Here is a 25,577-nt window from a genome sequence, read left to right as displayed (position 1 = left end):
GTCCGGAGACCATCGTTACGGCTTGCGGAACTGCTCGATCAGCGCGGCATAGCCGTCGTCCTCGCGCCCCTCGGCGACGGCGCGGTCGGCGAGAGCCTTGTAGAACCGGGGCTGCCCGGCGTCGACGCCGAGGGCCTCGCTCTCGTGGACGAGGTGCTCCATGGCGGCGAGGTGGGTGCCGATGGTGGAGTCGGGGGCGGGGTAGACGCCGTCGTCGATCTGCTGGGCGTAGCCGGGCACCCAGTCGGCGACGGTGCCGATGCTGACCTTGGCGAGCTCGGCGAACGCGGTGGCGTTGACGCCCGCCGCGCCGAGGAGGGCGGCGCCGTGGAGGAAGCCGTTCAGGATGCCCCACATGAGGCCGAGGATGGCGGCGTCGTGCAAAGAAGAGAGGACGTGGTCGTCGCCGAGGTGGAGGGTGGCGTCGGTGAGGCTCTTGAGGACCGGCTCGTGCGCGTCGAAAGCGGCGCGCGGCCCGCTGTAGAGGACGACGGCGTCGGCGGTGCCGATGCCCTGCGGGGCGGCGAGGATGGCGCCGTCAAGGTAGGCGGCGCCTTGTCCCGTCGCCCACTCGGCAGCGGTACGGGCCTGCTCCGAAGTGCCGGAGGTGAGGTTCACCAGGACGCGCCCGTTCAGGTCGAGCGAGCCAAGGAGTTCATGGACGGCGTCGTAGCCGGTGAGGCAGACGACGACGAGCGGAGAGGCCGCGACCGCGTCGTCCACCGACCCGGCGAGCGTCGCGCCCTGGGCGACGAGGGGTTCGGCCTTGACTGCGGTGCGGTTCCAGACGGTCGTGGCGTGCCCGGCGCGCAGGAAGGTCTCGGCGAGCGCCCGGCCCATGAGCCCGAGCCCGATGACCGAGACGGCGGAGGAATCGTGGTGCCGCTTGGCGGGTTCACTGATCATGTCGGGATCATCGACCTTCACACCGGTATGAAGGTCAAGAGGGAGCGGACATGCTGATCGGCGAACTGAGCCGGAGGACCGGCGTCAACACCCACCAGCTGCGGTACTACGAGTCGCAGGGCCTGCTGGAACCCGACCGCGGGCTCAACGGCTACCGCGAGTACGGCGAGGACGCGATCCTGACCGTGCGGCAGATCAGGAACCTGCTGGAAGCGGGCCTGTCCACGCAGACGATCGAATACCTGCTGCCCTGCGCGACGGGGACGACGCCCGACCTGGTGTCCTGCCCCGAACTGCTGGACGTCCTGCGAGCACGCCTGGGCGGCCTGGAGGAGCACATCGACACCTTGACCCGCTCCCGAGACGCCCTGCGCACCTACATCGAGACGGCCGAACAGGGCATGTCACCGCAATACGCCTGCGACACGACCACGGCCGCCTGACCCCGCTGACCAGGCAGAAGAGGGCTACCGGATACGTTCGATCATGGCCCCTGCCCACCAGGTAGGAGCCCGGGGGGACAGGAGGCCACACCATGCTGATCGACCGGCGCCCCTGGTCGGCGCTACCACCGACGCGCGTCCAGCTGGCAGCGAACAGTGACTGGGAGAACGCCTACGAGGTACCACCGTCAGGCGCAGACGAGTGGCTGGCAGAGCACCAGGGCAAGGTGTCCTTGGAAGTGTTCTTCACCGAAAGCATCTTCCTAGGCGTCCACCTGACCAAGCTGCCACCACCCACCCGCCCCGACTTCGTGCGCGCCCTGCTGGCATCCCTGAAAAACCAAACCCTGGCCTTCGCAAGAGCCTTCTGGCGCCTCCCAAACGGCACCCCACTGCTGTCACCAGACCCGCCCAGGGCGCTGGAGGTAGGCGTAGTGGACGCCTGGCAGAACAACTCCCCCGCCGTAATCTGGAAAGCGGGCGAACGCCGCCCCACCCTGACGCGCCTGACAAAGCCACTACGCGAGCCACACCCGACCCGCATAGCCCTAGAAGCAAGCTTCGCAAACGAGACATGGATAGGCCGCGACGTATCAACCCGAACCAAAGACGGCTACACCCTGAACGAAGCAGAACTAACGAGAGCCGCCACAGACTTCCTGACCTAACCCACAAGTAGGAATTGTTGCCTGGTCGGGCCGTGTGAGGTGGGGCGGACGAGTCGGCCTGTAAGCCGGGTTCTGTGCCCGCCCTTGCGGGCGGGGACGGCCATCCATCTCGGGCCGCCGTTGCCGGCGGTCTCCAGCGGTCTACCCGCAGGCTCGGGCGGGCCGCCCTCGAACGCCTGCGCAGGAAGCGTCGCTTCCCTTCTTGACCTTGCTCCGGGTGGGGTTTACCCAGCCGCCCACGTCACCGTGGGCGCTGGTGAGCTCTTACCTCACCGTTTCACCCTTACCACCGGCGGACCGGTGGCGGTCTGTTTTCTGTGGCACTGTCCCGCGGGTCGCCCCGGGTCGGCGTTACCGACCACCCTGCCCTGTGGAGCCCGGACTTTCCTCGGCGGGGATCGCTCCCCGACGCGGCCGTCCGGCCGGCTCGTCCGCCGTGCTGGTCACTCTACCGGGTGCGGGAGGCCGGTCAGGGACGCGTCCAGGCGCTCCTGGGGCAGGTCGTGGTCCTCCATCTCGCCTGACAGGTAACGGTCGTAGGCCGCCATGTCCAGGTGGCCGTGGCCGCATAGGGCCGTCACGATCACCTTGGGCTCGCCTGTCGTGGCACAGCGGCGGGCCTCCTCGACGGCCGCCGCGAGGGCGTGGGTCGGTTCTGGGGCCGGGACGATGCCTTGGGTGCGCGCGAACAGGACGCCTGCTTCGAAGCATTCGCGTTGGGGTTTCGCTACTGCCTCGAACAGGCCCAGCTCGTACATGTGGGACAGGAGGGGGGCCATCCCGTGGTAGCGCAGGCCGCCCGCGTGGATCGGGTCGGGGACGAAGTCGTGCCCCAGGGTGTGCATCTTCAGCAGGGGTGTGAAGCCTGCCGTGTCGCCATAGTCGTAGGCGTAACGGCCTCTGGTGAAGGACGGACAGGAGGCGGGCTCTACGGCCAGGATTCGGGGGTTGATGCGGCCTTTCAGTTTCTCGCGGAGGAACGGGAACGCCAGGCCTGCGAAGTTTGAGCCTCCGCCTGTGCAGCCCACTATCAGGTCTGGGGTTTCGTCGAGTTCGGTGAGTTGTTCTAGGGCTTCTTCACCGATGACCGTTTGGTGCATCAGGACGTGGTTGAGGACGCTGCCCAGGGCGTAGCGGGTGTCTTCTGGGGTTGCTGATTCGACTGCTTCGCTGATGGCGATGCCCAGGGAACCTGGGGACGTTGGATTCTCTGCCAGGATCTTTGCGCCTGACGTGGTGAGTGGGGACGGGCTCGCATGCACCGTCGCGCCGTACAGGGACATCATCGAGCGGCGGTAGGGCTTCTGGTCGTACGACGTTCGCACCATCCAGATCTCGCAGGACAGGTCGAACTGCGCACAGGCGAACGCCAGGGCGCTTCCCCATTGGCCCGCGCCCGTTTCCGTCACCAGGCGTCGGATTCCCTGGCGGGCGTTGTAGTACGCCTGGGGGACGGCGGTGTTCGGCTTGTGTGAGCCTGCTGGGGAGACTCCCTCGTATTTCAGGTAGATGCGGGCGGGTGTGCGCAGGGCCTTTTCCAGGCGGCTGGCTCGGATCAGGGGGGTTGGGCGCCAGAGGCGGTAGACCTCTCTGACCTCTTCTGGAATCTCCAGGAAGGGGGCCGTGCTGACCTCTTGCGCGATCAGCTCTTCCGGGAAGAGCGGGGCCAGGTCCTCCGGGCCCACGGGGCGGTGGGTGCCCGGGTGCAGCGGCGGCGGGGGTGGTTCCGGCAGGTCCGGGACGATGTTGTACCAGCGGGTCGGCGGCGAGGCCATACACCCTCCTCGGTAACGGGTTATGCACTTACCGTAATCGAGGAGGGTGTGACGTGGGCGGCCGGAAGCGGTCAGGCCAGGTGGTGGGTGTCGTTGAACGAGCGCAGCGTCGCCGGGCCGTCGGCGTACCACGCCACCGTCGAGAGCGCCGCCACGTCCAGGTGCATCCGGTACAGGGACGCCATGGGCGCGCCGAGCGCGTCCTTCACCAGCAGCTTGATCGGCGTCACGTGGGACACCAGCAGCACCCTGCCCTCGGGGTGACGCTTTTTGATCCGGTCCAGGGCCTTGCGGACGCGGCGGGAGACGGACGCGAAGCTCTCACCGCCGGGCGGGGCGGCGGACGGGTCGGCCAGCCACGCCTTCATTTCGGCCGGCCACCGCTCGCCTGCCTCCTTGAAGGTCAGGCCCTCCCACTCGCCGAAGTCGGTCTCCCGCAGGTCCTCTTCGACTTGGATGTCCAGGCCCGTCACCGCTGACACTTCGGCGGCTGTCGCCCGGCAGCGGCTCAGGGGGGAGGTGATGATCGCCTCTATGCCCCGGTCCTTGAGGGCCAGGGCGGCGGCCTGGGCCTGGGCCAGGCCGTTCTCGGTCAGGGGGTGGTCACCCGTGCCCGCGAAGCGCTTCTCGACGGACAGAGGTGTCTCGCCGTGACGCAACAGGATCGTGGTCAGCGGTTTGGTGGTGGCCGCGGACCAGGCGGGGGTCTCCGGAGCGCTGGGCTCCCACTCCTCGCCCCGCGCGGCCGCGTCCATCGCCTCGTTCGCCAGGCGGTCGGCGTGCGAGTTCTGGGCGCGCGGGATCCACTCGTAGGTCACCGAACCCAGGCGCGCCGCCCAGCCCTCCGCCTCGCGGGCCAGCGGGATCATGTCCGGGTGCTTGATCTTCCAGCGGCCCGACATCTGCTCGACCACCAGCTTGGAGTCCATCCGCACCCGCACCCGGGCCGCCGGGTCCACCTCGGCCGCCACCCGCAGGCCCGCGATCAGGCCCCGGTACTCGGCCACGTTGTTGGTCGCGTGCCCGATCGCCTCGGCGATCTCGGCCAGCGTCTCCCCCGACGCCGCGTCGCGCACCACCGCGCCGTAGCCGGCGGGGCCCGGGTTGCCCCGGGAGCCCCCGTCCGCCTCGACGACCAACTCCTTCACAGCGCTCATGGCCTCGCCTCCGCTCCACGCGCCGTCTTCCCTCGTCGCAGGCTCCTCGGTCCAGACGGCGCGCGGCTGCTCACAGACCCGATTCCGCCGTGCGCACCAGGATCCGGCGGCACTCCTCGCAGCGCACCACCTCGTCCTCGGCCGCCGCCCGGATCCGGTTCAGGTCCACCGTGTTCAGCGCCAGGTGGCAGCCCTGGCACGAGCCCCGGTACAACACCGCCGCCCCGACGCCGCCGAACTGGCCCCGCAACTTCTCGTACAGCGCCAGCAGGTCCTCGGGCACGTCCTTGGCCACGGCCGTGCGGGCCGCGCTCGTCGTCCCGGCCTCCTCGTCGATCTTCTGGAGGGCCGAGTCGCGCTTGGCGGTCAGCTCGGTCAGGTCGGCGCCGGTCGAGGTCTGCTCGTCGCGCAGCCCGGTCACCTTCGCGTCGGCCTCCTCGCGGCGCTCCATGATCTCCAGCACGACCTCCTCCAGGTCGCCCTGGCGGCGCTGGAGCGAGACGATCTCGGTCTGCAGGCCGCTCAGGTCCTTGGCGGAGGTCACCTGGCCCGAGTCCAGCCGCTTCTGGTCGCGGTCGGCCCGGGTGCGCACCTGGTCGACGTCCTGCTCGGCCTTGCGCTGCTCGCGGTCCAGGTCGCCGACGGCGGTCTCGGCGGCCACGATGGCGTCGCGCAGCTCGGTCAGCCGGCCTTCCAGGCGCTGGATCTCGGCCAGCTCGGGCAGGGTGCGGCGGCGGTGCGCCAGCCGGTCCAGCGAGCTGTCCAGCTCCTGCAGGTCGATCAGTCGCTGCTGGGCTTGCGGTGCGGCTTTCACTTCACTCCTTCGTGGTGCAGGCGCCACGCGTCGGTCACGAGCGTGGACACCCGGGTCTGTAGCGGTTCGGCGGCCGGGAGCGCGGCGCGCAGCGCGCGCTCGGCGTCGGCCAGCCAGGGGTGCTCGGTCGCCCAGTGCGCCGCGTCCAGCAGCGCCGGGCCCGGCCGTTCCAGGTACTCCGAGGCGGGGTGGTGCCGCAGGTCGGCGGTCAGGTAGACGTCCGCGCCCGAGGTGCGGGCGGTCTCCAGCAGCGAGTCGCCCGACCCGCCGCACACCGCCACGCTCCGCACCATGCGGTCGGGGTCGCCCGCCGCCCGCACGCCCCAGGCCGTCGCGGGCAGCCCGGCGGCCACCTGGGCGGTGAACTCCTTCAGCGTGACCGCCTCGGGCAGGTCGCCGATCCGGCCGAGGCCCCGGCGCGGGTCGTCGGGCGACGGCGCGAGCGGGCGCAGCGGCCCGGTGACGCCGACGGCGCGCGCCAGCGCGTCCGACACGCCCGGGTCGGCCACGTCGGCGTTGGTGTGGGCGGTGTAGAGCGCGGTGCCGCCCCTGATCAGCCGGTGCACCAGCCGCCCCTTCGGGGTGGTGGCGGGCACGCCGTTGACCGGGCGCAGCAGCAGCGGGTGGTGGGTGATCAGCAGGTCGGCCCCCCACTCCAGGGCCTCGTCCACGACGGCCGTGACCGGGTCCACCGCCAGCAGCACGCGGCCGACCTCCTGGTCGGGATCCCCGCAGACCAGGCCGACGGCGTCCCACGACTCGGCCCAGGCGGGCGGGTACAGCGCTTCGAGAGCGGCGATGACATGGGAGAGACGCACGTCCCGCAGGCTACCGCCCCGGAGCGTCCCAGCCGAGTCACCGGCCGTTCCGTGCCCCGTCCGGCGGGTTGGCGGGGGCCGGAACGGGGCATCCCAGCGGTGCGGGGGGCGGGCCGGGTCCGGTCCGCTCGGGCGGGATCAATCGGGAGTACCCTCCGCGTTGGAGTGTGTGTAGGTTCCTCGGCCCGGCGGGACATCGCCGTTCCGGCCGGGGTCGATGTCCGTCGGAAGAGATCACGTGAAGTCACCCTTTCGCCGCCGCAGGCGCCTCAAGCCCAAGAGCAAGAGCCCGGTCCGCCCGCAGCGGCAGGCCGAGCAGGAGGTCGTGGAGTGGCCCCAGGAAGGCACCGGCCGCACGTCGCTGATGGGCGCGATCCGCGGTGACGGGGAGACCGGCGCCGGGTTCGGCGGCGGCATGTTCGAGGACCTCGCCTCGGCGTTCGAGGGCTCCAAGAAGGTCAAGGTCGAGGAGCAGGAGCAGCAGAAGCTGCGCAAGCACGACGACCTCCAGCAGGCCGGCGACCGGGGCGGCGTGCGCGACGACCTGACCAGCGGCAAGATCCGCATCCGGCGGGAGCAGAACGGCCCGGCGTGACCCGGACGACTCCGGTCGAACAGATGTTCGACGTTCCGGTTATCGTGGACGGGTGAGCACCTACGTCCCGCCCGGCTGGCCCGCCCAGGTGCACCCGCCGGGCGCCGAGCACTTCGAGGACACCGCGCTGGCCTGGCTCCTGGAGCTGGTCCCGCCCGAGTACCGGCGCTACGGCGTGCTGCGCCGCTACCCCATCGCCCTGGCGCGGATGGCGCGCCACCACGTGAACGCGGCCGTGGAGGCGGCCCGGGAGGGTTTCCGCTCGGCCCGCGTCGAGCTGGGCGGCCTGGTCCCCCCGCACGGCATCGACGCCGTGCTGGAGACCTACCGCCAGGAGGGCGCCCGGCTGGTCGCCCTGCTGGAGTCCATCGACCTGGTCGACACCGCGCTGCGCGGCCAGGACCGTCCCGCGAACAGGCCCTAGACGCCAGACGGGACGACGGTCAGGAAGCGCGGACGCCGCCGCGCCCGGCCCGCCAGCCGCCCGACGACCCGCGTCCGCACGTCCGGCACCGCCGCCACCGGCACCAGCGCCAGCCCGCACCGGCCCAGCGCCAGGCCGCCCAGCGCGCCCGCCGAGCGGGCGATGTCCAGCGCCTCGTCCAGCAGTGGTTCGCCGCGTATGTGGCTCTGGGTGAGCAGCGGGCCTAGCGCGTCCAGGTCGCCTGTCTGGAGCACTCCGGCGGCCTGTTCCACGAGGTCGGCCGAGATCGCGGGGGTGGCGTTCTCCCCGCCCAGGCCCACGTCCATGATCAGCAGGCGCAGGCCCGCCGTGAGCAGGTCGCAGGGCAGGTGCCGCACCGTCCCGTCCGTGACCAGCGCCGCGTGGCCGTCGCGTGCGTGCAGGGACGCCAGATGCGACGGGTCCCGTTCGGTCTCGTAGGACGTCGCCGCCCGCGCGGCCCCGTACAGGTCGCCCAGCGTCGCGGTCGCCGCGCATGCCGTCTCCGCCCCGCTCAGCAGCCCCGTCTCCACCGGCAGCTCCCGGTTGACCACCAGCCGCGCCCCGGGCATGGGGTCGGCGTGCGCCAGCAGCGCCCTCACGGCGGGGACGGCCCATGGCGGCATCGTCCCGGCGGCCAGCGCCGCCGCCAGCCGTTCCTGGTCCATCGAGAACGCGTCGGCGTGCCGGTTCATCGAGTACAGCCCGGCCGTCCCGTCCTCGCCGGGACCCGCCGCGACGATCGTGCCCCACGGCAGCGCCACCGCCAGCGCCGTCCCCGGCCCCGCCAGCAGCGTCAGGGCGCCGTGCGCGCGGCGCAGCGTCGTGCACGGCGCGCCGTGCGCCCGCTCGAAGACGTGGGCGGTGATCCGCATCTCCGGGTCGGCGGCGGGCGCGCCCGCGATCCCGCCGGTCATCCCTCGTCCTTCCGTGCCAGCACCCGGTAGGCGTTGGAGGTGCCCGGGACAAGCGGCACCAGCCATCGGTCCAGCAGCAGGGCCGCCGCTATGAACGGCGCGCCCACTGTCAGCGCCAGCGCCCGCCGCGCCCTGTCTGCGGCGGTCGCCGCGTGCGGGGCCCAGGGCCGGTCCGGGCGCGGGCCGAACGCGGTGATCGCGAGCAGCGCCGCGCAGACGAGGTCGTGCCGCTGGTGGGCGGCGCGGCGCTCGCGCGCCACGACCTGCATCCCGCGCGCCGCCAGCGCCCCTTCCAGGTTGCCGATCGGCATCATGTTCAGGTGCTGGGGCTGGAGCCAGCCCACCCAGTGGCGGCCCAGCAGCCGGCTCAGGCGGCTTTCGGGGTCGGGCAGCTCGATCAGCAGGTGGCCGCCCGGTTCGAGCAGCTTGACGGCCGCGTCCAGCTCGGCCTGCGGGTCGCGGGTGTGCTCCAGGTAGTGGTGCATGCTCACGACGTCGTAGCGGTCGGTGAGCCGGTCCAGCAGGTCGGGGAACTGGCCCTGGTAGGCGTTCCGCAGCCAGCCGCGCCGCTCCGCCTCCCGCACCCCGGCGCCCATGTCCAGGCCGTCGAAGGCGGTGTCGGGCAGCACGGCGCGGGCGGCGCGGCAGAAGTGGCCGTGGCCGGTGCCGACGTCCAGCCAGGCGCGGGGCTCGGCGTGCGCGGCGACCAGCTCGGCGCGGGCCCGGTAGGAGCCGCCTTGCCGGGCGAACACGCGCTCGCTGAACGCGGATCCCAGCCCGTCGCAGGCGTCGCGGTAGTAGAAGTCGAGCCCCTCGCTGGTCAGGCGCGGGTTCTGGAAGATGTGCCCGCAGTCGCGGCAACGTTCCAGGATGAACGTGCCGGGCTTGCGCTGGAGGACGTCGCCGCTGGTCACGTGCTCGATCAGCGAGCGCGACCCGCACCAGGGGCAGTCCGGGCGGCGCGGCTCCAGGAAGCGCCGCACGCCCTGCACGTACTCGTCGCGGTAGTGCTCGCGCGCCCGCTCCTCGCGGCGGGCGTGCCGTCCCTCCCACGCCGACGGCGGGTCGGTGAGCGTCCGCCACCAGCTCCACGGCGTGACGACCAGCCGCAGCAGCGCCACCCGGTGCAGGTCGCGCGGCGACAGCGGCGTCCCGGCGAACACCACATACGGGACGGCGCAGTACGCCAGCGCCGCCACTGGTCCCCAGCGCGGGTCGGCGAGCAGCACCGCGACGACCGCCAGCCAGCCCAGCGCCGACCGGGCGATCACCAGCGGCACCGGCACGCCCAGCCCGCGCAACCACGCGCGGCGGCCCCGGCAGGCGGGGACGCGCGGCGTGGTGCGGCAGGGCACCACGACGAGGTCGGCGGTGCGCGCGTACTGCCGCAGCCGCGCCGTCAGCTCGCCGAACGCGCCGACGTCCAGCGTCCCGGGCCGGACGCCGACGCGCCGCAGCACGTCCTCGGAGGCGAACGTGGCGAAGCCCGCGCCCCGGCCGAGCGCCAGCGGATCGGTCCGGTAGCGGGCCGGGTCCACGCTCCGGGCGAGGTCCAGCGCGCGTTCCACCGGCAGGTCGGCCGGGACGAGGTCGAGCACCTGGAAGCCGCCGTCGCGCGCGCACGCCTGCGCGGCGCGCCGGATCTGGCCCGACACCACCGCGCCCTCGACCGCGACCAGGCCGTGCGCGACGTCCTCGCCGCCGGAGGGGGCCGCCCCGTGCGCGGGCACGCGGGCGGCCCTGCGGCCGGGCACGGGGCGGTACAGCCTGGCCAGGCGGCGGCGCAGCCGCACCGCGCCGCCCAGCACCGCGGCGGTGACCAGCAGGGACAGCACGGTCACGTCATTTTCTCCAGGCGGTCGGCGGCCTCCACGGCCCCGCCCGCGTTCTCGAACGACTCGCGCACCCGGCAGGCCGCCTGGCGGTAGCGGTCGTCGGTCAGGACCTCGCCCAGCGCGTCCTGCAACTCCTGCTCGCGCACGCGCGCGAACCGCACCGCCAGGCCCGCCCCGGCGGCCGTGACCTGCCGCGCGATGACCGGCTGGTCGTCGCGGATCGGCGCGACCACCAGCGGCAGCCCGTGCGCCAGCGACTCGCAGACGGTGTTGTGCCCGCCGTGGGTGATCACCGCCGACATGCGCGGCAGCAGCTCCAGTTGCGGGACGTGCCCGCGCACCAGCAGGTTGGGCGGCGGGTCGGGCAGCGTGCCGGGCGGGGTGACGAACACCGCCTGCACGTCCATGTCCCGCACGGCCTCGGCGGCGATCTGGAAGAAGCGCCGCCCGGCCTCGCCGTTGACGGTGCCGAGCGACACCAGCACCGCGGGCTTGTCCTCCTCCAGCCACTCCCACGGGAAGTCGCTGCCGGGCGGGCGGCCGAGCGCCGGGCCGACGAACGCGAAGTGGTCGGGGAAGAAGGAGGTGTCGCCGATCAGCGCCCCGGTGGAGAAGATCAGCACCAGGTGGTCGGAGAAGCGCAGGTCCAGCAGGTCGTCGATGTCGTAGTCGAGCTGGAAGTCGCCGATCTGCTCGCGCACCCACTCCTCCACCAGCGGCATGCCCGCCAGCGGCCGGGTGAACTCGGCCGAGGTGGTGGCCGAGGTCGCCCACGGGATGTCGTGCAGGCGGGCGGCGACCGGCCCGGCCAGCACCTGCTGGTCGGAGACGATCACGTCGGGCCGGAACCGCTCGACGGCGTCCTCGACGCCGGGCATCATCGCGTGCCCGAGCGGGACGATGAACTCCTCCCACAGGAACTTCAGCGCCGCCGGGCCGCGCAGCGACAACCAGTCCCGGCGCGCCTGCTCCAGCCCGGCGGTGAACTCGGGGTCCTCGGCGGGGTACACCTTGGAGCCGGGCTTCAGCAGGCCCTCCAGCGAGGGCGGGTGCCCGACCCAGGCGACCCGGTGGCCGCGCCGGGTCAGCTCGGCGGCGACCGCGACGGTCGGGTTGACGTGCCCGGCCAGCGGCGGCACCGCGAACAGGAAGCGGCGGCGGCCGCTGTCGGCGCGGCGGACCGGCTCCTGCGTGAACGCGCTGGGCATGGCGCCGAGCAGCGACGGCACCTGGACGCGGCGGCCCCGGCTCACAGCGCACCTCCCGCAGCCGCGACGGGGACCTTCGTGCCCGTGTGGTGGGACAGCCATGGCAGCACGACCTCCAGCAGCTCCGCGGTGCCCTCGCGCAGCACGGTGTGCGCGTGGCCCGCCATGACGTGCAGGGTGCAGTCGGGGACCGATCGCAGCAGCAGGCGCCCGGCCTCCGCGACGTCGGAGTGCTCCCCGTACACCGCCAGCACCGGGCACGCCACCGCGGCCAGGTCGGCGGGCCGCACCGGCTCCACCGCGGCCAGGTCGTCCAGCAGGCTGGTGCCGTTGATCAGGGCGTCGGCGGTGGCGGCCTGGCGGCCGCGCTGCCGCCAGCCGATCTCCAGCAGCTGGTCGGCCAGCCGCTCGTACTCCAGCGCGAGCGCGGACTTGCCGAGGGTGTTGAGCATGTCCTCGGTCCACTCCCCGGCCTGCTCGGCGGGGCCGTACGCCTCCACCAGCACCAGGCCCGCGACGCGGTCGGGGCGGGCCAGCGCGGCGTTCAGCGCGACCACGCCGCCGAAGCTGTTGGCGACCAGGAACACCCGGCCGGAGTGGCCGAGCCCGTCCAGCAGCGCGAACAGGTCGGCGACGGCGTCGGCCGCGCCGTAGCCGGTGGCGGTGCGCTCGCTGCGGCCGTGGCCGCGCAGGTCGTACAGCACCGCGCGGGCCCCGGCGGCGGCGACCGGCCCGGCCAGGGTGTAGTAGAAGCTGGACAGGTTGTCCAGGACCAGGCCGTGGACGAACACCACCACGGGCGGGTCCGGGAAGCCGGTCCCGGACGGTTCCATCGTCTGGACGTGGAACCGCACCCCGCGTGCGGTCACCTCAGGCATGTGCGTCCTCCAGGAAGCTGTTCAACAGGGGCGTCAGCCGGGCGCGCGCGGTGACGTGCAGGTCGTGGCCGCCCGCCAGGACGTGCCGGCGCGCGCCCGGCAGCGCCCGGCCCACCAGCTCGCCCGCGGCGCGGAACGGCGAGCCGTCGCCGGTCACCGCCAGGACGGGCAGCCCGGCCAGCGCGCGCAGCTCGGCGGCGGTGACCGGGGGTTCGGCGGCGAGGTCGGCCAGCACGCTGGTCTCGGCGGCCAGCGCGGCCGCGCGCCGCCCGGCGCGGGCGGAAAGGCCGTCGGCGGGCAGCAGGTCGTCGGCTGCCTGGTCGAGCCGTATGAACGGCGGGTCGACCAACGCCAGCCGGGTCGTCCGGCCCGGGTGGGCGCGGGCGAAGCGCAGGCCGACCGTCGCGCCGTAGCTGTGGCCCACCACCGCGAACGGCGGCAGGTCGGCGGTCAGTTCGGCGAGGTCGGCGACCATGGTCGCGGTGCCGTAGCCGGTCGGGGTGCGCTCGCTCATCCCGTGCCCGCGCCAGTCGATCAGCCGCACCGGGCGGGTGCGGGCCAGCGCGGGCGCGACGGTGAAGAACCAGGACGCCGCGCTGCCGGTGAACAGCCCGTGCAGCATCACCACCGGCTCGCGCCGCCGGGCGGCGGGCGCGCCGGGGAGGTCCACCACGTTGAAGCGGACGCCGCGCGCGCACACGTAGGCCATGGTCGGGTCTCCGATCCCGGCTCAGACGGCCGCGGGCTGGAGGCGCGCCTCGATGTGCCGGACCAGGTCGCCGACCGTCATGTTCATGATCTCGTCCAGGCCCAGGCCCGCGATGAAGGCGGCGAAGTCCACCCGGCCGCCGTAGCGGTCCTGGAGCTTCTCGGCCAGCGCGACGAACTCGATGCTCTCCAGCGCCAGCTCGTCGTTGAAGGTCGTGTCGGGGCCGATCTCGGTGTCCAGCAGGAAGTCCTCGCCGACCACCTCGACCAGCATCCCGACGACCTCGCCCAGCACGTCGCTCGACTGCGTCATGTCCTCTTCTCCCCCGTGTCCTCGCCGGCGTCGCCGCCGGCGTCGCTGTCATCGGTGTCGTCGTCGTCAGGGCGGGCGTCCGGCGCGGCGTCGGTCCAGGTCACCACGTGGCCGTCCAGCAGTCGCGACCGCACGACCGTCACCGCGCCCCCGGCCGCGACCAGCAGCCGGTCGGCGTCGGCGGCGGTGACGACGAAGTCGCGGGGCCGCCCGCGCAGCCCGGTCCCGGCGGCCTTGGCGACGGCCTCCTTGGCCGTCCACAGCCGGGTCAGCGCGGTGGCGCGGTCGCCGGGCAGCCGGGCCAGCAGGTCGCGCTCGCCGTCGGTCAGCGCGACCTCCTCGAAGCCCCGGCCGTGCTCGGCGACGGTCTCGGCGTCGATCCCGGCGGCCCACCCGGCGGGGCGGACCAGCGCCACGCCCAGCTCCGGGGTGTGCGCGATCGACACCGCCACCGGCTCCTTGAACGGCCCGGTCACCTCGGGCCGCCCGGCCGCGTCGTTGCTCACGGTCAGCTCGGCCGGGAACAGCGGGCCGTGGCCCCGGTCCCACAACCAGTGCCGCACCGCGTCCTTGACCGCGATCCGGCCCAGCAGCCACGGCCCCTGCGCGCGGGGCGCGAGGCCCTGGTACGCGGTGCGTTCGGCGGCGTTCAGGTACTGGCGCATCAGCAGGTCGCGGGAGGACGCGCCGTCCCAGCGCTTGCGGGCCAGCGTCCACCCGCCGGGCTGCGGCTCGCCGACGCCCGACACCTCGGGGGTGAAGCGCATCCGCCACAGCGGCTCGTCGGTGTAGAAGCGGTGGGTGGTCCAGCCCTCGATGCGGCCCCACAGCCGGCCGTCCGCGCCGACCATCTCCAGGTCGCACTTGACGGACGCGCCGGTGACGGCACGGTTCCGGACGGTCGCCTCCAGGCGCGCCCCGACGGGCGGCGGCGGCGCGTACCAGGTGACGCGCTCGATGCCGATCGGGAAGACGGTCTGGTCCTTGTCGCCGTAGACCTGGATCCAGTGGCCGCAGAGCTGCCCGGCGCTGTCCATGAGCGCGCCGGGCGTGGGCAGGGACGCCAGCTCGGCGCGCAGCCCGTCGCCCGCGAGCGCGGAGATGCCGGTGACGCCCCGGTACAGGGGGCCGTGGAACATCCAGCGCTCGGTGTAGAAGCGCTCGCCGGTGACGACGGGCGGCCGCTCGACGGTCAGCGGCGCGCGGTCGGGCGCGGGCGGGATCGGGTGGTGGGCGGCCAGCAGCACGGTGCCGTCGGTGTGGCCCTCGATGACGACCTTGACGCGGCGCGGCTCGCCCGGCACCGGCCCGCCGGGCTCGTCCAGGCGGGCGCGCACCTCGGTGGTGGTGGCGGGTTCGGCGATCACCCAGCGCAGCGCCTGGACACGCTCGAACCCGACCACCGTCAGGCCGGGGAGCAGCTCGCGCGCCGCGTCGGCCATGACCTCCAGCAGGGTGGTCAGCGGCACGACGGGGAAGCGGTCGGAGACGTCCGGCCAGCCCGCCCGCTGCGGGATCAGGCAGTGGTCGGCGACGTAGGGCATGGCCTCCAGCGAGAAGGTGCGGGTGGTGGTCCGCTCGGTCTCCTGGGGCACGGCGGCGGGCACTGCGGCGGGGGGTGCGGGCGCGGGCGGCGCGGCGGGGGCCCGCACGCCGTGCCGCATCGTGTCCAGGACGGTCTGGGCGCTGTCGGCGGCGTCGCGCAGCAGCGCGTCCAGCTCCGCCGACACCGGGTCGGCGGGCAGGGCCGGACGCTCGGCAACGCCGGACGGCGGGCGCAGCGGCGGCACCGCGCCGTCCAGCCGGACCAGCGGCGTGCCGAGGTCGAGCCGCACCGAATGCCCGGCCGCCGGGACGGGCCGCGCCGACGATCCGTAGCCCTCTGCCCACAGCGCTGCCACGACGCGCCGCAGCTGCTCCATGCCGGTGCGTTTGGGCACGTTGACGGCCATCGCCAGGTGGTCGCGGTCGCCGAGCCGGTCGCCGACGAACCCGGTGAGGCTGCCCGGCCCTACCTGCACGAACGCGCGCACGCCCGCCGCGTACAGTTCCTCGGTCAGCTCGCTGAACCGCACCGGCTCCAGCAGGTGCCGCACCACCAGCTCGCGCACGCGCGCGGGTTCGGCGGGGAACGGCGCGACGGTCGTCGCCGACCACAGCGGCACGCGCGGCGCGCGGATCGGCAGCGCCTCGAACGAGCGGTGCACCGGCCCCAGGTACGCCTCGGCCATGGGGGTGTGGAACCCCGACCGGAACGGCAACTCCTGGCCCAGCACGCCCTCCCCGGCCAGCCGCGCCAGGATCTCGCGGACCTGCCGGGGTGGCCCGCAGACCACCGACTGGTGCGGGCAGTTGTCGTGCGAGACCACCACGTCCGGCGTCTCAGCGACCGCTTCCATGGCGCGGTGCGCTCCGCAGCCCAGCGCGGCGTAGGCGACGTCGGGCACGTCCAGGGTCTCGTGCTCGGCCGCCGCCATGAACGACGCGACGGCGTCGCCCGGGTACACGCCCGCCACGATCATCGCGGTCCACTCGCCGAGGCTGTGCCCGGCGACCAGGTCGGGCCGCACGCCCAGCGCGTCGAGCGCACCGGCCAGCAGGCGGCCGACGGCCATCACGTCGGCGGCGTGACCGAGCAGGTCGGTGCGGCCGGTCAGCGCGGGCCGGGGCATGCCGAAGTGGTCGGCGACGTCGTCGGCGCGCGGCGCGAACGCGGGCTCGAAGCCGGGGAACAGGAAGGCCAGCCGCCCGCCGGTCGCCAGCAGCGGCCGGGGCGTGAACCAGATGTCGCTACGGCCACGCCACGGGGTGCCGCGCCGCACGACGGCGCGGGCGAGGTCCAGCTTGCGGGGCGTGGGGCCGACGATGGCGAGGCGACAGGGCAGGTCGGGGGGCTCTACGCCGGCCCGCGCCAGCAGGTCGGCGTCGGGGGCGGCCAGCAGGCGGGCCAAGGCGTGCTCGTCGTCGGCGGTCAGGCGCAACACCGGCTCGTCTCCGGCGACGCGTTCCAGGGCGGGCGCTCCGGCCGGGATCATGGTGGCGGCGGGCGCCTCTTCGAGGATGACGTGGGCGTTCGCGCCGCCGAAGCCGAAGGCGTTCACCACCGCGCGGCGGGGGGCTCCGGCGGGGCGCTCCCAGTCGGCCAGCGCGCCGACCGGTTGCAGACGGGTCCCCGCGAGCGCCGCGTGCGGCTCGGCGACGTGCAGGGTCGGCGGCAGGACGCCGTCGCGCAGCGCGCACGCGGCCTTGATCAGCCCGGCGATCCCGGCGGCGGGCATCGCGTGCCCGATCATCGACTTGACGCTGCCCAGCGGCAGCGGCGGCCCGGCGGTGCCGAACACCCGGCGCAGCGTGGCGAGCTCCGCCTCGTCCCCGGCCGGGGTCGCGGTGCCGTGCGCCTCCACCAGCCCGACGGCGTCGGCGGCCGAGGGGTCCAGCCCGGCGTCGGCCCAGGCGCGCTCGACGGCGAGGACCTGGCCGTCCACCAGCGGGCTCATGATGCTGGCGGCGCGGCCGTCGCTGGAGGAGCCGACGCCGCGGACCACCGCGTAGACGCGGTCGCCGTCGCGTTCGGCGTCGGCGAGGCGCTTGAGCAGCACCACGCCGGTGCCCTCCGCCAGGAGCGTGCCGTCGGCGGCGGCGTCGAACGGCCGGATGCGCTCGCTCGGGCTCAGCGCCCTGAGCTGGCTGAACACGCTCCAGACCGTCGCGTGGTGGGCGTGGTGCACGGCTCCGGCGAGCATCGCGTCGCACTGCCCGGAGCGCAACATCCGCACCGCGTGCTCGACCGCCAGCAGCGACGACGCGCACGCCGCGTCCAGCGTGTAGGCGGGGCCGCGCAGGTCGAAGCGGTTGGCGATGCGGGAGGCGGCGAAGTTCGGCACCAGCCCGACCGACGCGTCCGGGCCGTCGGGGCCGAGCCGGTCGCAGAACGCGCGGCGGACCTCCTCGACGCGGTCGGCGCCGAGGTCGGGCAGCAGCTCGCCGAGGACCGCCGCGAGCTGGTGGGAGGTGCGCACCCGCTGGTCGAAGCGCGCCACGCCCGGGGTGATGTAGCCGCCCCGGCCGATCACCACGCCGATCCGGGACCGGTCGGGCAGCCGGTCGGGGCCGCCCGCGTCGGCGATGGCCTCGGCGGCGGTGCGCAGCGCGAGGAGCTGGTCGGGCTCCATGCCCGCGACGGCGGCGGGCATGATGCCGAACCGCGCCGGGTCGAAGGTCGCCAGGCCGTCCACGAAGCCGCCGCGACGGCAGTAGAAGCGGTCGCTCTCGGGCGGCCGGCCGTACGCCTGCGGGTCGTAGTACAGCGCGGGGTCCCACCGGTCGGCGGGCACCTCGGTGATGGCGTCCACCCCGGCCCGGATGTTGCGCCACAGTTCCGCCGCCGTGCCCGCGCCGGGGAAGACCGCCCCGACGCCGACGATGGCGACCGGTGCGCCGACGCTCACTCGGCGGCCCCGGCGAACACGACCTGCACCTGGTCGCCGGTGGCGATCTCGTCCAGTAGGGCGGCGACGGCGGCGTCCGGGTCGATCAGCGCGACGCCGCGCCGGGCGTACTCGCGGGCCAGGCCCGGCGAGACCATGCCGCCCCCGGCCCACGGACCCCAGTCGGCGACCAGGACGCGGCCGCGCAGCGTGGTGCGCCAGACGCGGGCGAGGGTGTCGCAGGCGTCGTTGGCGGCGGCGTAGTCGGCCTGGCCCCGGTTGCCGTGGACGCCCGACACGCTGCCGAACACCACGAAGAACGAGGTGTCGGGGCGGACGGCTCCGGCCAGCGCGCACGCGCCGTCCACCTTGGTGCGGTAGACGCGGTCGAAGGAGTCGGGCACCTTGTCGCGGATCAGCCGGTCCTCCAGCAGGCCCGCGCCGTGCACGACGCCGTCCAGGCGGCCGTGCCGGGCGTAGACGTCCTCGACGACGGCGCGCACGGCGTGCGGGTCGCGCACGTCCGCCGCGTGGTAGCGGACCGAGGCGGCGGTGCCGGACAGCCCGGCCAGGGTGGCGCGGACCTCGCGTTCGGCCAGCACGCGCCGGACGACGCCCTCGATCTCGGCGGGCGTTCGGCCGCCTTGGGCGATCAGGGCGCGGCGTAGCGCGGCCTCGTCGGCGGCTTCGGCCAGCGTGGGATCTTCGGCGGCGGGTTCGGGCGTGCGGCCCAGCAGCTCGATGTGGCAGCCGGTGGTGCGGGCCAGCTCGCGGGCGACGCGGGCGGTGATGCCGCGCGCGCCGCCGGTCAGCAGCACCACGCCGGTGGCGTCCAGGCCGAGGTTCGCGCCGGGAGCGAGGGGCGGGGCGGGCACGACCTCCAGGGTGCGGCGTAGCTCGCCCTCGTAGCCGACCTCGACGGGGCCGTCGGCCGTGAGTTCGGCCAGCAGGCGCAGGGCGAGGATGCGCGGGCTCTCCTTGACGTCCACGTCCACGGCGCGCACCAGCGTCTCGGGGTACTCCCGGGCGATGGTGCGGGCGAGGCCGCGCAGGCCCGCGCCGGGGGTGGGGTCGCCGACGCCGCCGTCGTAGTCGTGGCCGAAGGTGCCGCCGGAGCCGGTGGCCAGCAGCAGCCAGCGCAGCCCGCCCGCCAGCGCGTCACGGACGCCCGCGTAGGCCGTGGGGAGGACGGGGCCGCCGCCGGGCCGGAGGGCGGCGAGGTGGATGAGGCCGTCGCAGGGGCCGTCGGGCTCCAGCGGGGCACGGACCTGCGCGCCTTGCTGCTCTAGGAGAGCGGCCAGCTCCAGGGCGACGCCGCAGCCGTCGTCCACGATGACGAAGCGACGCCCGGCGAAGGCGTCGGGGCGAAGCTCGACGGCGGGCAGTGCGGGCAGATCGGTGACACGGACGACCTGCCGCCGAGGCGCGACAACGGCAGGCTCGTCGCCCACCGGGGCGGCGGGCGCAGCGGCGGGTGCGGCGGGTGCGGCGGGTGCAGCCAGCGTGTCAGCAGGCGCACCAATGGGCGTGCCAGCAGGAGCGTCAGCCGCCCCGGCGGCCTGGGCCGTGGTCAGGAGAGTGGGCAGGATGGCGGGCAGGGCGAGCGGCTCGGTCACCGCATCCCGCGCAGCATGCCGTCCAGGCGCAGCCCCTCTCCCAGCGGACGATGCTGCGGCGGGCACTACCCCACTGGGCGCACCCCCAGCAGGTGCTTCGGCAGATGGCGCTTCGGCGGGCGCTATCCCGGCGGACCCCGCTCCAGGCGCTGCTTCAGAGGGCGCTGCCCCGGCAGGCGCTACCTCGGCGCGCGCCTCGTCGGGCGTCGCTTCAGACGTTCCTGCGGCGGGCGCGGCTTCGGCGGGCGCTCCCCCAGCAGGCGCTTCGACGGGTGCCGATCCGGGCGCTGCCCCGGCGGGCGCTTCCCCAGCGGACGGCGTGCCGACGCGTTCGCCGATCCAGGTCACGATCCCGCCGATGGTCTTCACGCGGGCCAGTTGCTCCACCGCCGACTCGTCCAGGCGGCTTCCGGCGGCGGCCAAGCCCACCCGCTCCGCCAGCTCACCGATGATCTCGGTGCGCTTGATGGAGTCGATCGACAGGTCGGCCTCCAGGTCCAGGTCCGGGCCGAGCATCGTCTCCGGGTAGCCCGTCCGGGAGCTGATCACCGCCAGGACGGCGGCGCGGATGCCGTCGGGGCCCAGCGCCTCCGGGGCCGTGGCCTGGGCGGGCACGGCGGGCTGCGGCTGCGCGGCGGGCTCGGCGCCGTTCCGTGCCGGAGGCACCACTTCGCCCGCCAACATCGGGCGCGGCGCGGGGACGGGCGGGGACACCGGCGGCAGGGCAGCCCCCCCAGAAGCGCCGAGGAAGCCCAGCACCACGTCCCGCTGCGCCGCGACCAGGTCCCGGCTGGTGCGCAGGTACTCCAGCACCGCCTGCTCAGCGGCCGCCGCGCGCGCATTCTGCGCCTCGACGTCCGGAGCCGCGGCCGGAGCCGTCTCAACAGGCAGCGCGATCCGCTCGGCGGGGCGCAACCCGTTGGGCAGGTACTCCCCGTCAGCGGTGCGAACGAGATGTCCGTTGACGATCCAGCCCGGCGCAGGTCGCAGCTCCGCGCCCGTCACCACGCGGGCGTCGCGCCCCGCGAACAGCGGCAGCGCGTCCACCCCGACGCCCGCCGCCGCCAGCTCTGCCAGCGCCAGCAGCAACTGCTTCAGGCCGTTCTCGCCGGGAACGTCGCAGCTCACGACGGTGTGCGGGCGGTCGCCGAGGATCTTCGCGACGAGCCGGCCGAGCACCTGGCCCGGCCCCGCCTCCACGAAGGTGCGCGCACCCGCCGCGTACATCGCCTCGATCTGCTCGACGAACCGCACCGGCGCGGCGACCTGCCCCGCCAGCGTCGCGCCCAGCTCGGCGGGCTCGGTGTCGTAAGGCGCGGCCGTGGTGTTGGACCACACCGGGAACGCGGGCGAGCGCAGGTCGCGCGCGGCCAGCTCGGCGCGCAGCGGCGCGGCGGCCCCGGCGACCAGCGGGCTGTGGAAGGCGCAGGCCACCGGGATCGGCTGGGTCGGGATGCCGCGCTCGCGCAGGGCGGCCAGCGCGTTGTCCAGGCCCGCCGTGGACCCGGAGATCACCACTTGGCGGGGCGCGTTGTGGTTGGCGATGACGACCTCGGAGATGCCCGACAGCGCGGCGCGCACCTCGTCCAGAGATCCGGCGACCGCCGCCATCGTGCCGGGGTCGGCGACGTTGCCCGAGCGGGCGGCGGTCAGGATCGCCTCGGCGCGGACGGCGCTGAGCGCGACCAGGTCCTCTTCGCCGAACACCCCGGCCGCGCACAGCGCGACCAGCTCGCCATAGCTGTGCCCGGCGGCCAGGTCGGGCCGCACGCCCAGTTCGGTCAGCAGCCGGTGCATCGCCAACCCGGCGACGCCGAGGGTCGGCTGGGCGACGCGGGTGTCGGTGAGGGCGGCGCGGCGGCGCTCGCCGTCCTCGCGGGTGAACCCGGCGGGCGGGAACATCGCGGCGGTGTAGCGGTCCCCCGCCAGGCGCAGCAGGCGTTGCAGGCGCGGGAACGCCACGAACAGGTCGGCGAGCATCCCCGGCCGCTGGCTGCCCTGCCCCGGGTAGAGGAAGGCGACCTGGCCGGTCCCGGCGTCGGGGTCGCGGACGAACACGCCGGGCGCGGTACGGAACTCGCGCGCGTCGGCGATCTTGGCGGTGAGGTCGTCGAGGCCGGTGGCCACCAGCGACACCTGCACCGGTCCTTCGGCGACCGCGAAGGTGCGGGCCAGGTCACGCAGCCGCACCCGGTGCGGGCCCTGCGCGGCCAGCGCCGCGAGGCGGTCCAGCTCGGCGCGGGCGGCGGCGCGGTCCGCGCCCCGGATCAGGAACAGTTCGGCGGGCCAGTCGGCCAGCCCCGACACCGGCTCGGGCGCGCCGTCGTACCCGGCGAGCACCGCGTGGAAGTTCGCGCCGCCGAATCCGAAGCCGCTCAGCCCGGCGTAGCGCCGTCCCGGCTCGACGGCCCACGGGCGCGCGCCCCGGCCGAACGCGAAGGGGCTGGTCCGCTCGTCCCACGCCTCGTTGGGCTCGTTCAGGTGCAGGGTGCCCGGCAGCACGCCGGTGTGCAGCGCGTAGGCGGCCTTGACCAGCCCGGCGAGCCCGGCGGCGCACTTGGTGTGGCCGATCTGCGACTTCACCGAGCCGAGCGTGACGCTGCCGGGCGCGGCCCCGGCGGCGGTGAAGGTCTCGGTGAGGGTGGTCAGCTCGGTGCGGTCGCCGACCTCGGTGCCGGTGCCGTGCGCCTCAACGAGGCCGACCTCGGCCGGGGAGATCCCGGCGCGCTCGTAGGCGCGCTCCAGGGCCAGCTTCTGACCGGCCACGCGCGGCGCGGTGAGGCCGAGGGAGCGGCCGTCGCTGGACCCGGCGACCGACTTGACGACGGCGTAGACGCGGTCGCCGTCGCGTTCGGCGTCGGCGAGCCGCTTGAGCACCACGCACGCCACGCCCTCGCCGAGCGCGATGCCGTCGGCGGAGGAGTCGAAGGTGGCGCAGCGGCCCGTCGGGGACAGCGCGTGCACCGAGGAGAACAGCAGGTAGTCGTAGATGCCGTTGTGCAGGTCCGCGCCGCCGCACAGCACCATGTCGCTGGTGCCCGCGGCCAGTTCCTTGCAGGCGGCGTCGAGCGCGGCCAGGGAGGCGGCGCACGCGGCGTCCACGGTGTAGTTCGCGCCGCCCAGGTCCAGGCGGTTGGCGATGCGCCCGGCGATGACGTTGGTGAGCACGCCGGGGAAGGAGTCCTCGGTCAGCTTGGGCAGCTGCGCGTCCAGGCCCTCGGGCACCTCGCCGAAGTAGCGGGGCAGCACCGCGCGGGTGCTGTAGGCGGTGCCGAGGTCGGTGCCCGCCTCCGCGCCGAAGAACACCGAGGTGCGCGACCGGTCGAAGGGGCGGTCCTCGTATCCGGCGTCGCGCAGCGCGCGGGCGGCGACCTCCAGAGACAACAACTGCATCGGCTCGATGCCCGCCAGGGAGTTGGGCGGGATGCCGTAGGCGAGGGCGTCGAACGGGACGTCGGGCAGGAATCCGCCCCACTTGGAGGGGGTCTTCTCCCCCGCGCCCGCGCGAGTGGATTCGGGGTCGTAGTAGACGGCCGGGTCCCAGCGGTCGGCCGGAACCTCGGTGACGGCGTCGGCACCGGACACGATCGTGGACCAGTACTCGTCGGCGTCGCGGGAGCCGGGGAACACGCAGCCGATGCCGACGATCGCGATGTCCATCGGCTCCGCGCCGTCGCGGGGGCCGGTGCCCGCGGTCAGGCCGAGGGCGGCGGCGCGGGCGGCGAGGAAGCAGGTCGCGCCGGTGGTGACCTGCTCGTGCAGGCCGGTGATGCTGGTGGTCGCCGACCGCAGCGCCGCGACCTGCCCGATCATGTACATGCCCTGGCGGCGCTGCTCGTCGGCCTCGACCGGCTCCAGCGCGGCGCGGCCGACCTCGGGCGCGGGGCCGCGCCGCAGGCCCTTGGCGGCGACGCGCAGCCGCCCGAGGTTCAGCTCCTCCAGCCTGCGCCACATCTCCTGGCGCGGCGTCCCGGCCCGCTCCAGCTCGCGGCGGGCCTCCTCGAACGCCTCGACGTAGGGGGTGCGGGCGCAGCGCGTGGCGTGGCCGGGCGAGGTCTCCAGCAGCGTGGTGCCGTCGCACTCGACGGCGGCGCGCTGGAAGCCGGGCAGGATCGCGCCCGCCGCGACGGCCTCGTAGGTGAACAGGTAGGCGGTGCCCATCAGCACCCGCACGTCCGCGCCGCGCTCGGCCAGCGGCCCGGCGAGCGCGGCGACCATCGCGGCCGAGCGCTCGTCGTGCACGCCCCCGGCGAACAGCACCGACAGCTCGGCGGCGGCCTCGGGGTGGGCGTCGGTGAAGTCCAGCAGCCGCTGGAGCTGGGCCTCCCACAGCGGGAAGCTGGCGCGCGGCCCGACGTGACCGCCGCACTCCAGGCCCTCGAACACGAACTTGCGCGCGCCCTCGGCCAGGAACCGCTCCAGCAGGCCCGGCGACGGCACGTGCAGGTAGGTGCTGATGCCCGCCTCCTCCAGCGGCGCGGCCTGGGCGGGACGCCCCCCGGCGATCAGCGCGTACGGCGGGCGGACCTCCAGGACGGCCGCGAGCTGCGCCTCGCGCACCTCCGGCGGCGCGAACCCCAGCACGCCCACGCCCCACGGCCGGTCGCCGAGCCGGTCGGCGGTGTCGGTCAGCAGCTCGCGCACCTCCGAGCCGCTCATCAGCGCCAGCGCCAGGAACGGCAGCCCGCCGTCCTGGGCGATGGCGGCGGCGAACGCCGAACGGTCGCTGACCCGCGTCATCGGGCCCTGCACCACCGGGTAGTCGCGGCTGATCGGCGCGCCCGGCCGGTTGTCCACCGGGGCGAGCGGCTCGGCGCGCAGGGCGGCGCGGATGCTCGTCTCGATCTGCGCGCGGACGGCCTGCACGACGCCGCCCGCGGTCTTGTGGCGGCCCGCGAGCGCGGCGGCCAGCGCGCCGTCCTGGCCGACCGGCAGCGGCCGGGCGTGCAGGCCGGTCGCGCCGAGCCGGGCGTTGACCCGGGCCTGGTCCAGCCCGGCCAGGCCGGGGTCGGGCAGGTCGGGGCGGGTGTAGACGCGGTAGCGGTGGCCCGGTCCGGCGGCGGTCGGGCCGGTCTCGACGACGCGGGTCTCGCCGCCGTCCATGGCGGCCAGCGCGGCGGACACGTCGGCGGGCAGGTCGGTCTCGCGGACCAGCGCGAGCTGGGTGTCCAGCACCACCCCCGCCGCGCCGCCCGCGACGGCGGCGGCCGCGGTGTGCGGGCCGATGCCCCCGGCCGCGTACACCGGGACGTCGATCCGGCGGTCCGCCAGCAGGTGCTGGAGCAGCACGAACGTGGTGAGGTCGCCGACGCGGCCGCCCGCCTCGCAGCCGCGCGCGATCAGCCCGTGCAGGCCCGCGCCGCCGTGCGCTGCGGCGATCCGCGCGCCCATCGCGACGGCCTGGGCCGCCTCCTCGGGGCCGGTGACCTCCACCAGCAGGCGACGCCCGCGCGCGTAGGCGGCGACGTCCACCAGGCCGCCCGCGACGGCGGCCACGTCCACCAGGACGGTGCGCGCGGCGTCGGGCAGCTCCTCGGGCCGCACCTCGCATCCGGCCTGCACCCGGACGCCGAACTCCTCGCGCCACCAGCGGCGCACGTCCGACAGCGCGGCGAGTGCGGCGGAGCGGTCGACGCCGAGGTCCAGCACGCCGAGGCCGCCCGCGCGCGCGACGGCGACCGCCAGGTGCGGGGCGGGGCGGCCGAACGGCCCGACCCCGATGATCTCGGTGCGCGGGCGCCGCCGCGACGCCCCCGGCCCCGCCGCCCGCCCGGTCGTGCTCCCCGCGCCGCCCGAACCCGCCTCAGCCGCCATGCACTGCCCCCCGACCTCCCGCGCGGCGGCCGACCCTGCCGATCCGCGCGGCTCGAAACCTGGCCGGCGCCCGGCCGGCGAAACCCTGGCCGCGGTTCTGGGCCCACGGCGCTGCGCCACACTACGGTCGGTGACGCTCCGACCACCGGCGGACACACCAGGAAAGGCCGTCTTGCGGGGTCTCCAGAGGATCCCTGGGGGATTTCCAGGGGTTTCCTTGACCGGCGCGCGGGCGTGTGGGGG

Annotated in this window: 17 protein-coding genes and 1 other RNA gene; 4 read left to right on the top strand and 14 right to left on the bottom strand. The window is 74.8% G+C overall.

The genetic code is table 11. The features are described from left to right. Positions 1 to 15: 15 nt before the first annotated feature. A complete protein-coding gene (locus tag AH6_RS26880; RefSeq protein WP_067485233.1) occupies positions 16 to 906 on the bottom strand; it encodes an NAD(P)-dependent oxidoreductase in 891 nt (296 codons plus the stop codon). A 50-nt stretch (positions 907 to 956) separates the two neighbouring features. Here AH6_RS26880 and AH6_RS26875 point away from each other — a divergent pair, with 50 nt between their 5' ends. Both AH6_RS26875 and AH6_RS44125 read left to right on the top strand, forming a co-directional pair. Next, positions 957 to 1,349, top strand: a complete 393-nt coding sequence (locus AH6_RS26875) for a MerR family transcriptional regulator (RefSeq protein ID WP_067485230.1) — start codon at positions 957 to 959, stop codon at positions 1,347 to 1,349. A 92-nt stretch (positions 1,350 to 1,441) separates the two neighbouring features. Further along, positions 1,442 to 2,017 carry a hypothetical protein gene (locus tag AH6_RS44125; RefSeq protein WP_157431736.1) on the top strand — a complete coding sequence of 192 codons (576 nt, stop codon included), beginning with the start codon at positions 1,442 to 1,444 and terminating at the stop codon, positions 2,015 to 2,017. Positions 2,018 to 2,062: 45 nt separating this feature from the next. Here the strand turns inward: AH6_RS44125 and rnpB are convergent. The 5 genes from rnpB to AH6_RS26850 all read right to left on the bottom strand — a co-directional run bounded on the left by rnpB (position 2,063) and on the right by AH6_RS26850 (position 6,581). Next, positions 2,063 to 2,447, bottom strand: an RNA gene (rnpB, locus tag AH6_RS26870) — RNase P RNA component class A. 13 nt (positions 2,448 to 2,460) lie between these two features. Next, positions 2,461 to 3,792: a TrpB-like pyridoxal phosphate-dependent enzyme gene (locus AH6_RS26865; RefSeq protein ID WP_067485227.1), complete on the bottom strand. Its 1,332-nt coding sequence runs from the start codon at positions 3,790 to 3,792 to the stop codon at positions 2,461 to 2,463. 71 nt (positions 3,793 to 3,863) lie between these two features. Beyond that, positions 3,864 to 4,949 (bottom strand): bifunctional RNase H/acid phosphatase, encoded by a 1,086-nt coding sequence (locus tag AH6_RS26860; protein ID WP_067485224.1) that lies wholly within the window; start codon positions 4,947 to 4,949, stop codon positions 3,864 to 3,866. A gap of 70 nt (positions 4,950 to 5,019) precedes the next feature. After that, a complete protein-coding gene (locus AH6_RS26855; RefSeq protein ID WP_067485220.1) occupies positions 5,020 to 5,763 on the bottom strand; it encodes a zinc ribbon domain-containing protein in 744 nt (247 codons plus the stop codon). Continuing rightward, complete coding sequence (locus AH6_RS26850; RefSeq protein WP_067485216.1) at positions 5,760 to 6,581, bottom strand: Nif3-like dinuclear metal center hexameric protein; 822 nt, start codon at positions 6,579 to 6,581, stop codon at positions 5,760 to 5,762. The genes AH6_RS26855 and AH6_RS26850 overlap by 4 nt, the downstream gene beginning before the upstream one ends. Before the next feature lie 238 nt (positions 6,582 to 6,819). Here AH6_RS26850 and AH6_RS26845 point away from each other — a divergent pair, with 238 nt between their 5' ends. Beyond that, entirely contained in the window at positions 6,820 to 7,176 is a 357-nt protein-coding gene (locus AH6_RS26845; RefSeq protein ID WP_067485213.1) for a DUF6191 domain-containing protein, read from the top strand. A gap of 52 nt (positions 7,177 to 7,228) precedes the next feature. Next, on the top strand, positions 7,229 to 7,600 hold the full coding sequence (locus tag AH6_RS26840) for a hypothetical protein (RefSeq protein WP_067485210.1): 372 nt from the start codon (positions 7,229 to 7,231) through the stop codon (positions 7,598 to 7,600). On the opposite strand, the gene AH6_RS26835 is transcribed toward AH6_RS26840, so the two are convergent. From AH6_RS26835 to AH6_RS26800, 8 genes are read right to left on the bottom strand one after another with little or no spacing between them, the layout of a single operon-like run. Beyond that, complete coding sequence (locus AH6_RS26835; RefSeq protein WP_067485205.1) at positions 7,597 to 8,535, bottom strand: hypothetical protein; 939 nt, start codon at positions 8,533 to 8,535, stop codon at positions 7,597 to 7,599. The two genes, AH6_RS26840 and AH6_RS26835, sit on opposite strands and share 4 nt — an antisense overlap. Then, the gene (locus tag AH6_RS26830; RefSeq protein ID WP_218005939.1) at positions 8,532 to 10,376 is read right to left on the bottom strand and encodes a class I SAM-dependent methyltransferase; all 1,845 of its coding nucleotides are present in this window, start codon (positions 10,374 to 10,376) and stop codon (positions 8,532 to 8,534) included. Before AH6_RS26830 ends, AH6_RS26835 begins: the two co-directional genes overlap by 4 nt. Continuing rightward, complete coding sequence (locus AH6_RS26825; RefSeq protein ID WP_245679481.1) at positions 10,373 to 11,623, bottom strand: glycosyltransferase; 1,251 nt, start codon at positions 11,621 to 11,623, stop codon at positions 10,373 to 10,375. Before AH6_RS26825 ends, AH6_RS26830 begins: the two co-directional genes overlap by 4 nt. Next, positions 11,620 to 12,456: an alpha/beta fold hydrolase gene (locus AH6_RS26820; RefSeq protein WP_067485202.1), complete on the bottom strand. Its 837-nt coding sequence runs from the start codon at positions 12,454 to 12,456 to the stop codon at positions 11,620 to 11,622. The genes AH6_RS26825 and AH6_RS26820 overlap by 4 nt, the downstream gene beginning before the upstream one ends. Beyond that, positions 12,449 to 13,165, bottom strand: coding sequence for an alpha/beta fold hydrolase (locus AH6_RS26815; RefSeq protein WP_067485199.1), 717 nt, complete (start codon positions 13,163 to 13,165; stop codon positions 12,449 to 12,451). The genes AH6_RS26820 and AH6_RS26815 overlap by 8 nt, the downstream gene beginning before the upstream one ends. Positions 13,166 to 13,186: 21 nt before the next feature. Next, positions 13,187 to 13,477: an acyl carrier protein gene (locus tag AH6_RS26810; protein WP_067485196.1), complete on the bottom strand. Its 291-nt coding sequence runs from the start codon at positions 13,475 to 13,477 to the stop codon at positions 13,187 to 13,189. Beyond that, the gene (locus AH6_RS26805; RefSeq protein ID WP_067485194.1) at positions 13,474 to 17,925 is read right to left on the bottom strand and encodes a type I polyketide synthase; all 4,452 of its coding nucleotides are present in this window, start codon (positions 17,923 to 17,925) and stop codon (positions 13,474 to 13,476) included. The genes AH6_RS26810 and AH6_RS26805 overlap by 4 nt, the downstream gene beginning before the upstream one ends. Beyond that, positions 17,922 to 25,334 (bottom strand): type I polyketide synthase, encoded by a 7,413-nt coding sequence (locus AH6_RS26800; RefSeq protein WP_083983491.1) that lies wholly within the window; start codon positions 25,332 to 25,334, stop codon positions 17,922 to 17,924. Before AH6_RS26800 ends, AH6_RS26805 begins: the two co-directional genes overlap by 4 nt. Positions 25,335 to 25,577 lie beyond the last annotated feature (243 nt).

Origin of the sequence: Actinomadura hibisca NBRC 15177 (assembly GCF_001552635.1) — a bacterium.
GTDB lineage: Bacteria > Actinomycetota > Actinomycetes > Streptosporangiales > Streptosporangiaceae > Spirillospora > Spirillospora hibisca.
This window is presented reverse-complemented; position numbering and strand designations above follow the sequence as displayed.

What these genes read in the sequence shown, in the direction of transcription:
- AH6_RS26810 (WP_067485196.1), bottom strand. Translation starts at nt 13,477, where the DNA reads ATGACGCAGTCGAGCGACGTGCTGGGCGAGGTCGTCGGGATGCTGGTC.
- AH6_RS26875 (WP_067485230.1), top strand. Translation starts at nt 957, where the DNA reads ATGCTGATCGGCGAACTGAGCCGGAGGACCGGCGTCAACACCCACCAG.
- AH6_RS26820 (WP_067485202.1), bottom strand. Translation starts at nt 12,456, where the DNA reads ATGCCTGAGGTGACCGCACGCGGGGTGCGGTTCCACGTCCAGACGATG.
- AH6_RS26860 (WP_067485224.1), bottom strand. Translation starts at nt 4,949, where the DNA reads ATGAGCGCTGTGAAGGAGTTGGTCGTCGAGGCGGACGGGGGCTCCCGG.
- AH6_RS44125 (WP_157431736.1), top strand. Translation starts at nt 1,442, where the DNA reads ATGCTGATCGACCGGCGCCCCTGGTCGGCGCTACCACCGACGCGCGTC.
- AH6_RS26865 (WP_067485227.1), bottom strand. Translation starts at nt 3,792, where the DNA reads ATGGCCTCGCCGCCGACCCGCTGGTACAACATCGTCCCGGACCTGCCG.
- AH6_RS26800 (WP_083983491.1), bottom strand. Translation starts at nt 25,334, where the DNA reads ATGGCGGCTGAGGCGGGTTCGGGCGGCGCGGGGAGCACGACCGGGCGG.
- AH6_RS26880 (WP_067485233.1), bottom strand. Translation starts at nt 906, where the DNA reads ATGATCAGTGAACCCGCCAAGCGGCACCACGATTCCTCCGCCGTCTCG.
- AH6_RS26815 (WP_067485199.1), bottom strand. Translation starts at nt 13,165, where the DNA reads ATGGCCTACGTGTGCGCGCGCGGCGTCCGCTTCAACGTGGTGGACCTC.
- AH6_RS26835 (WP_067485205.1), bottom strand. Translation starts at nt 8,535, where the DNA reads ATGACCGGCGGGATCGCGGGCGCGCCCGCCGCCGACCCGGAGATGCGG.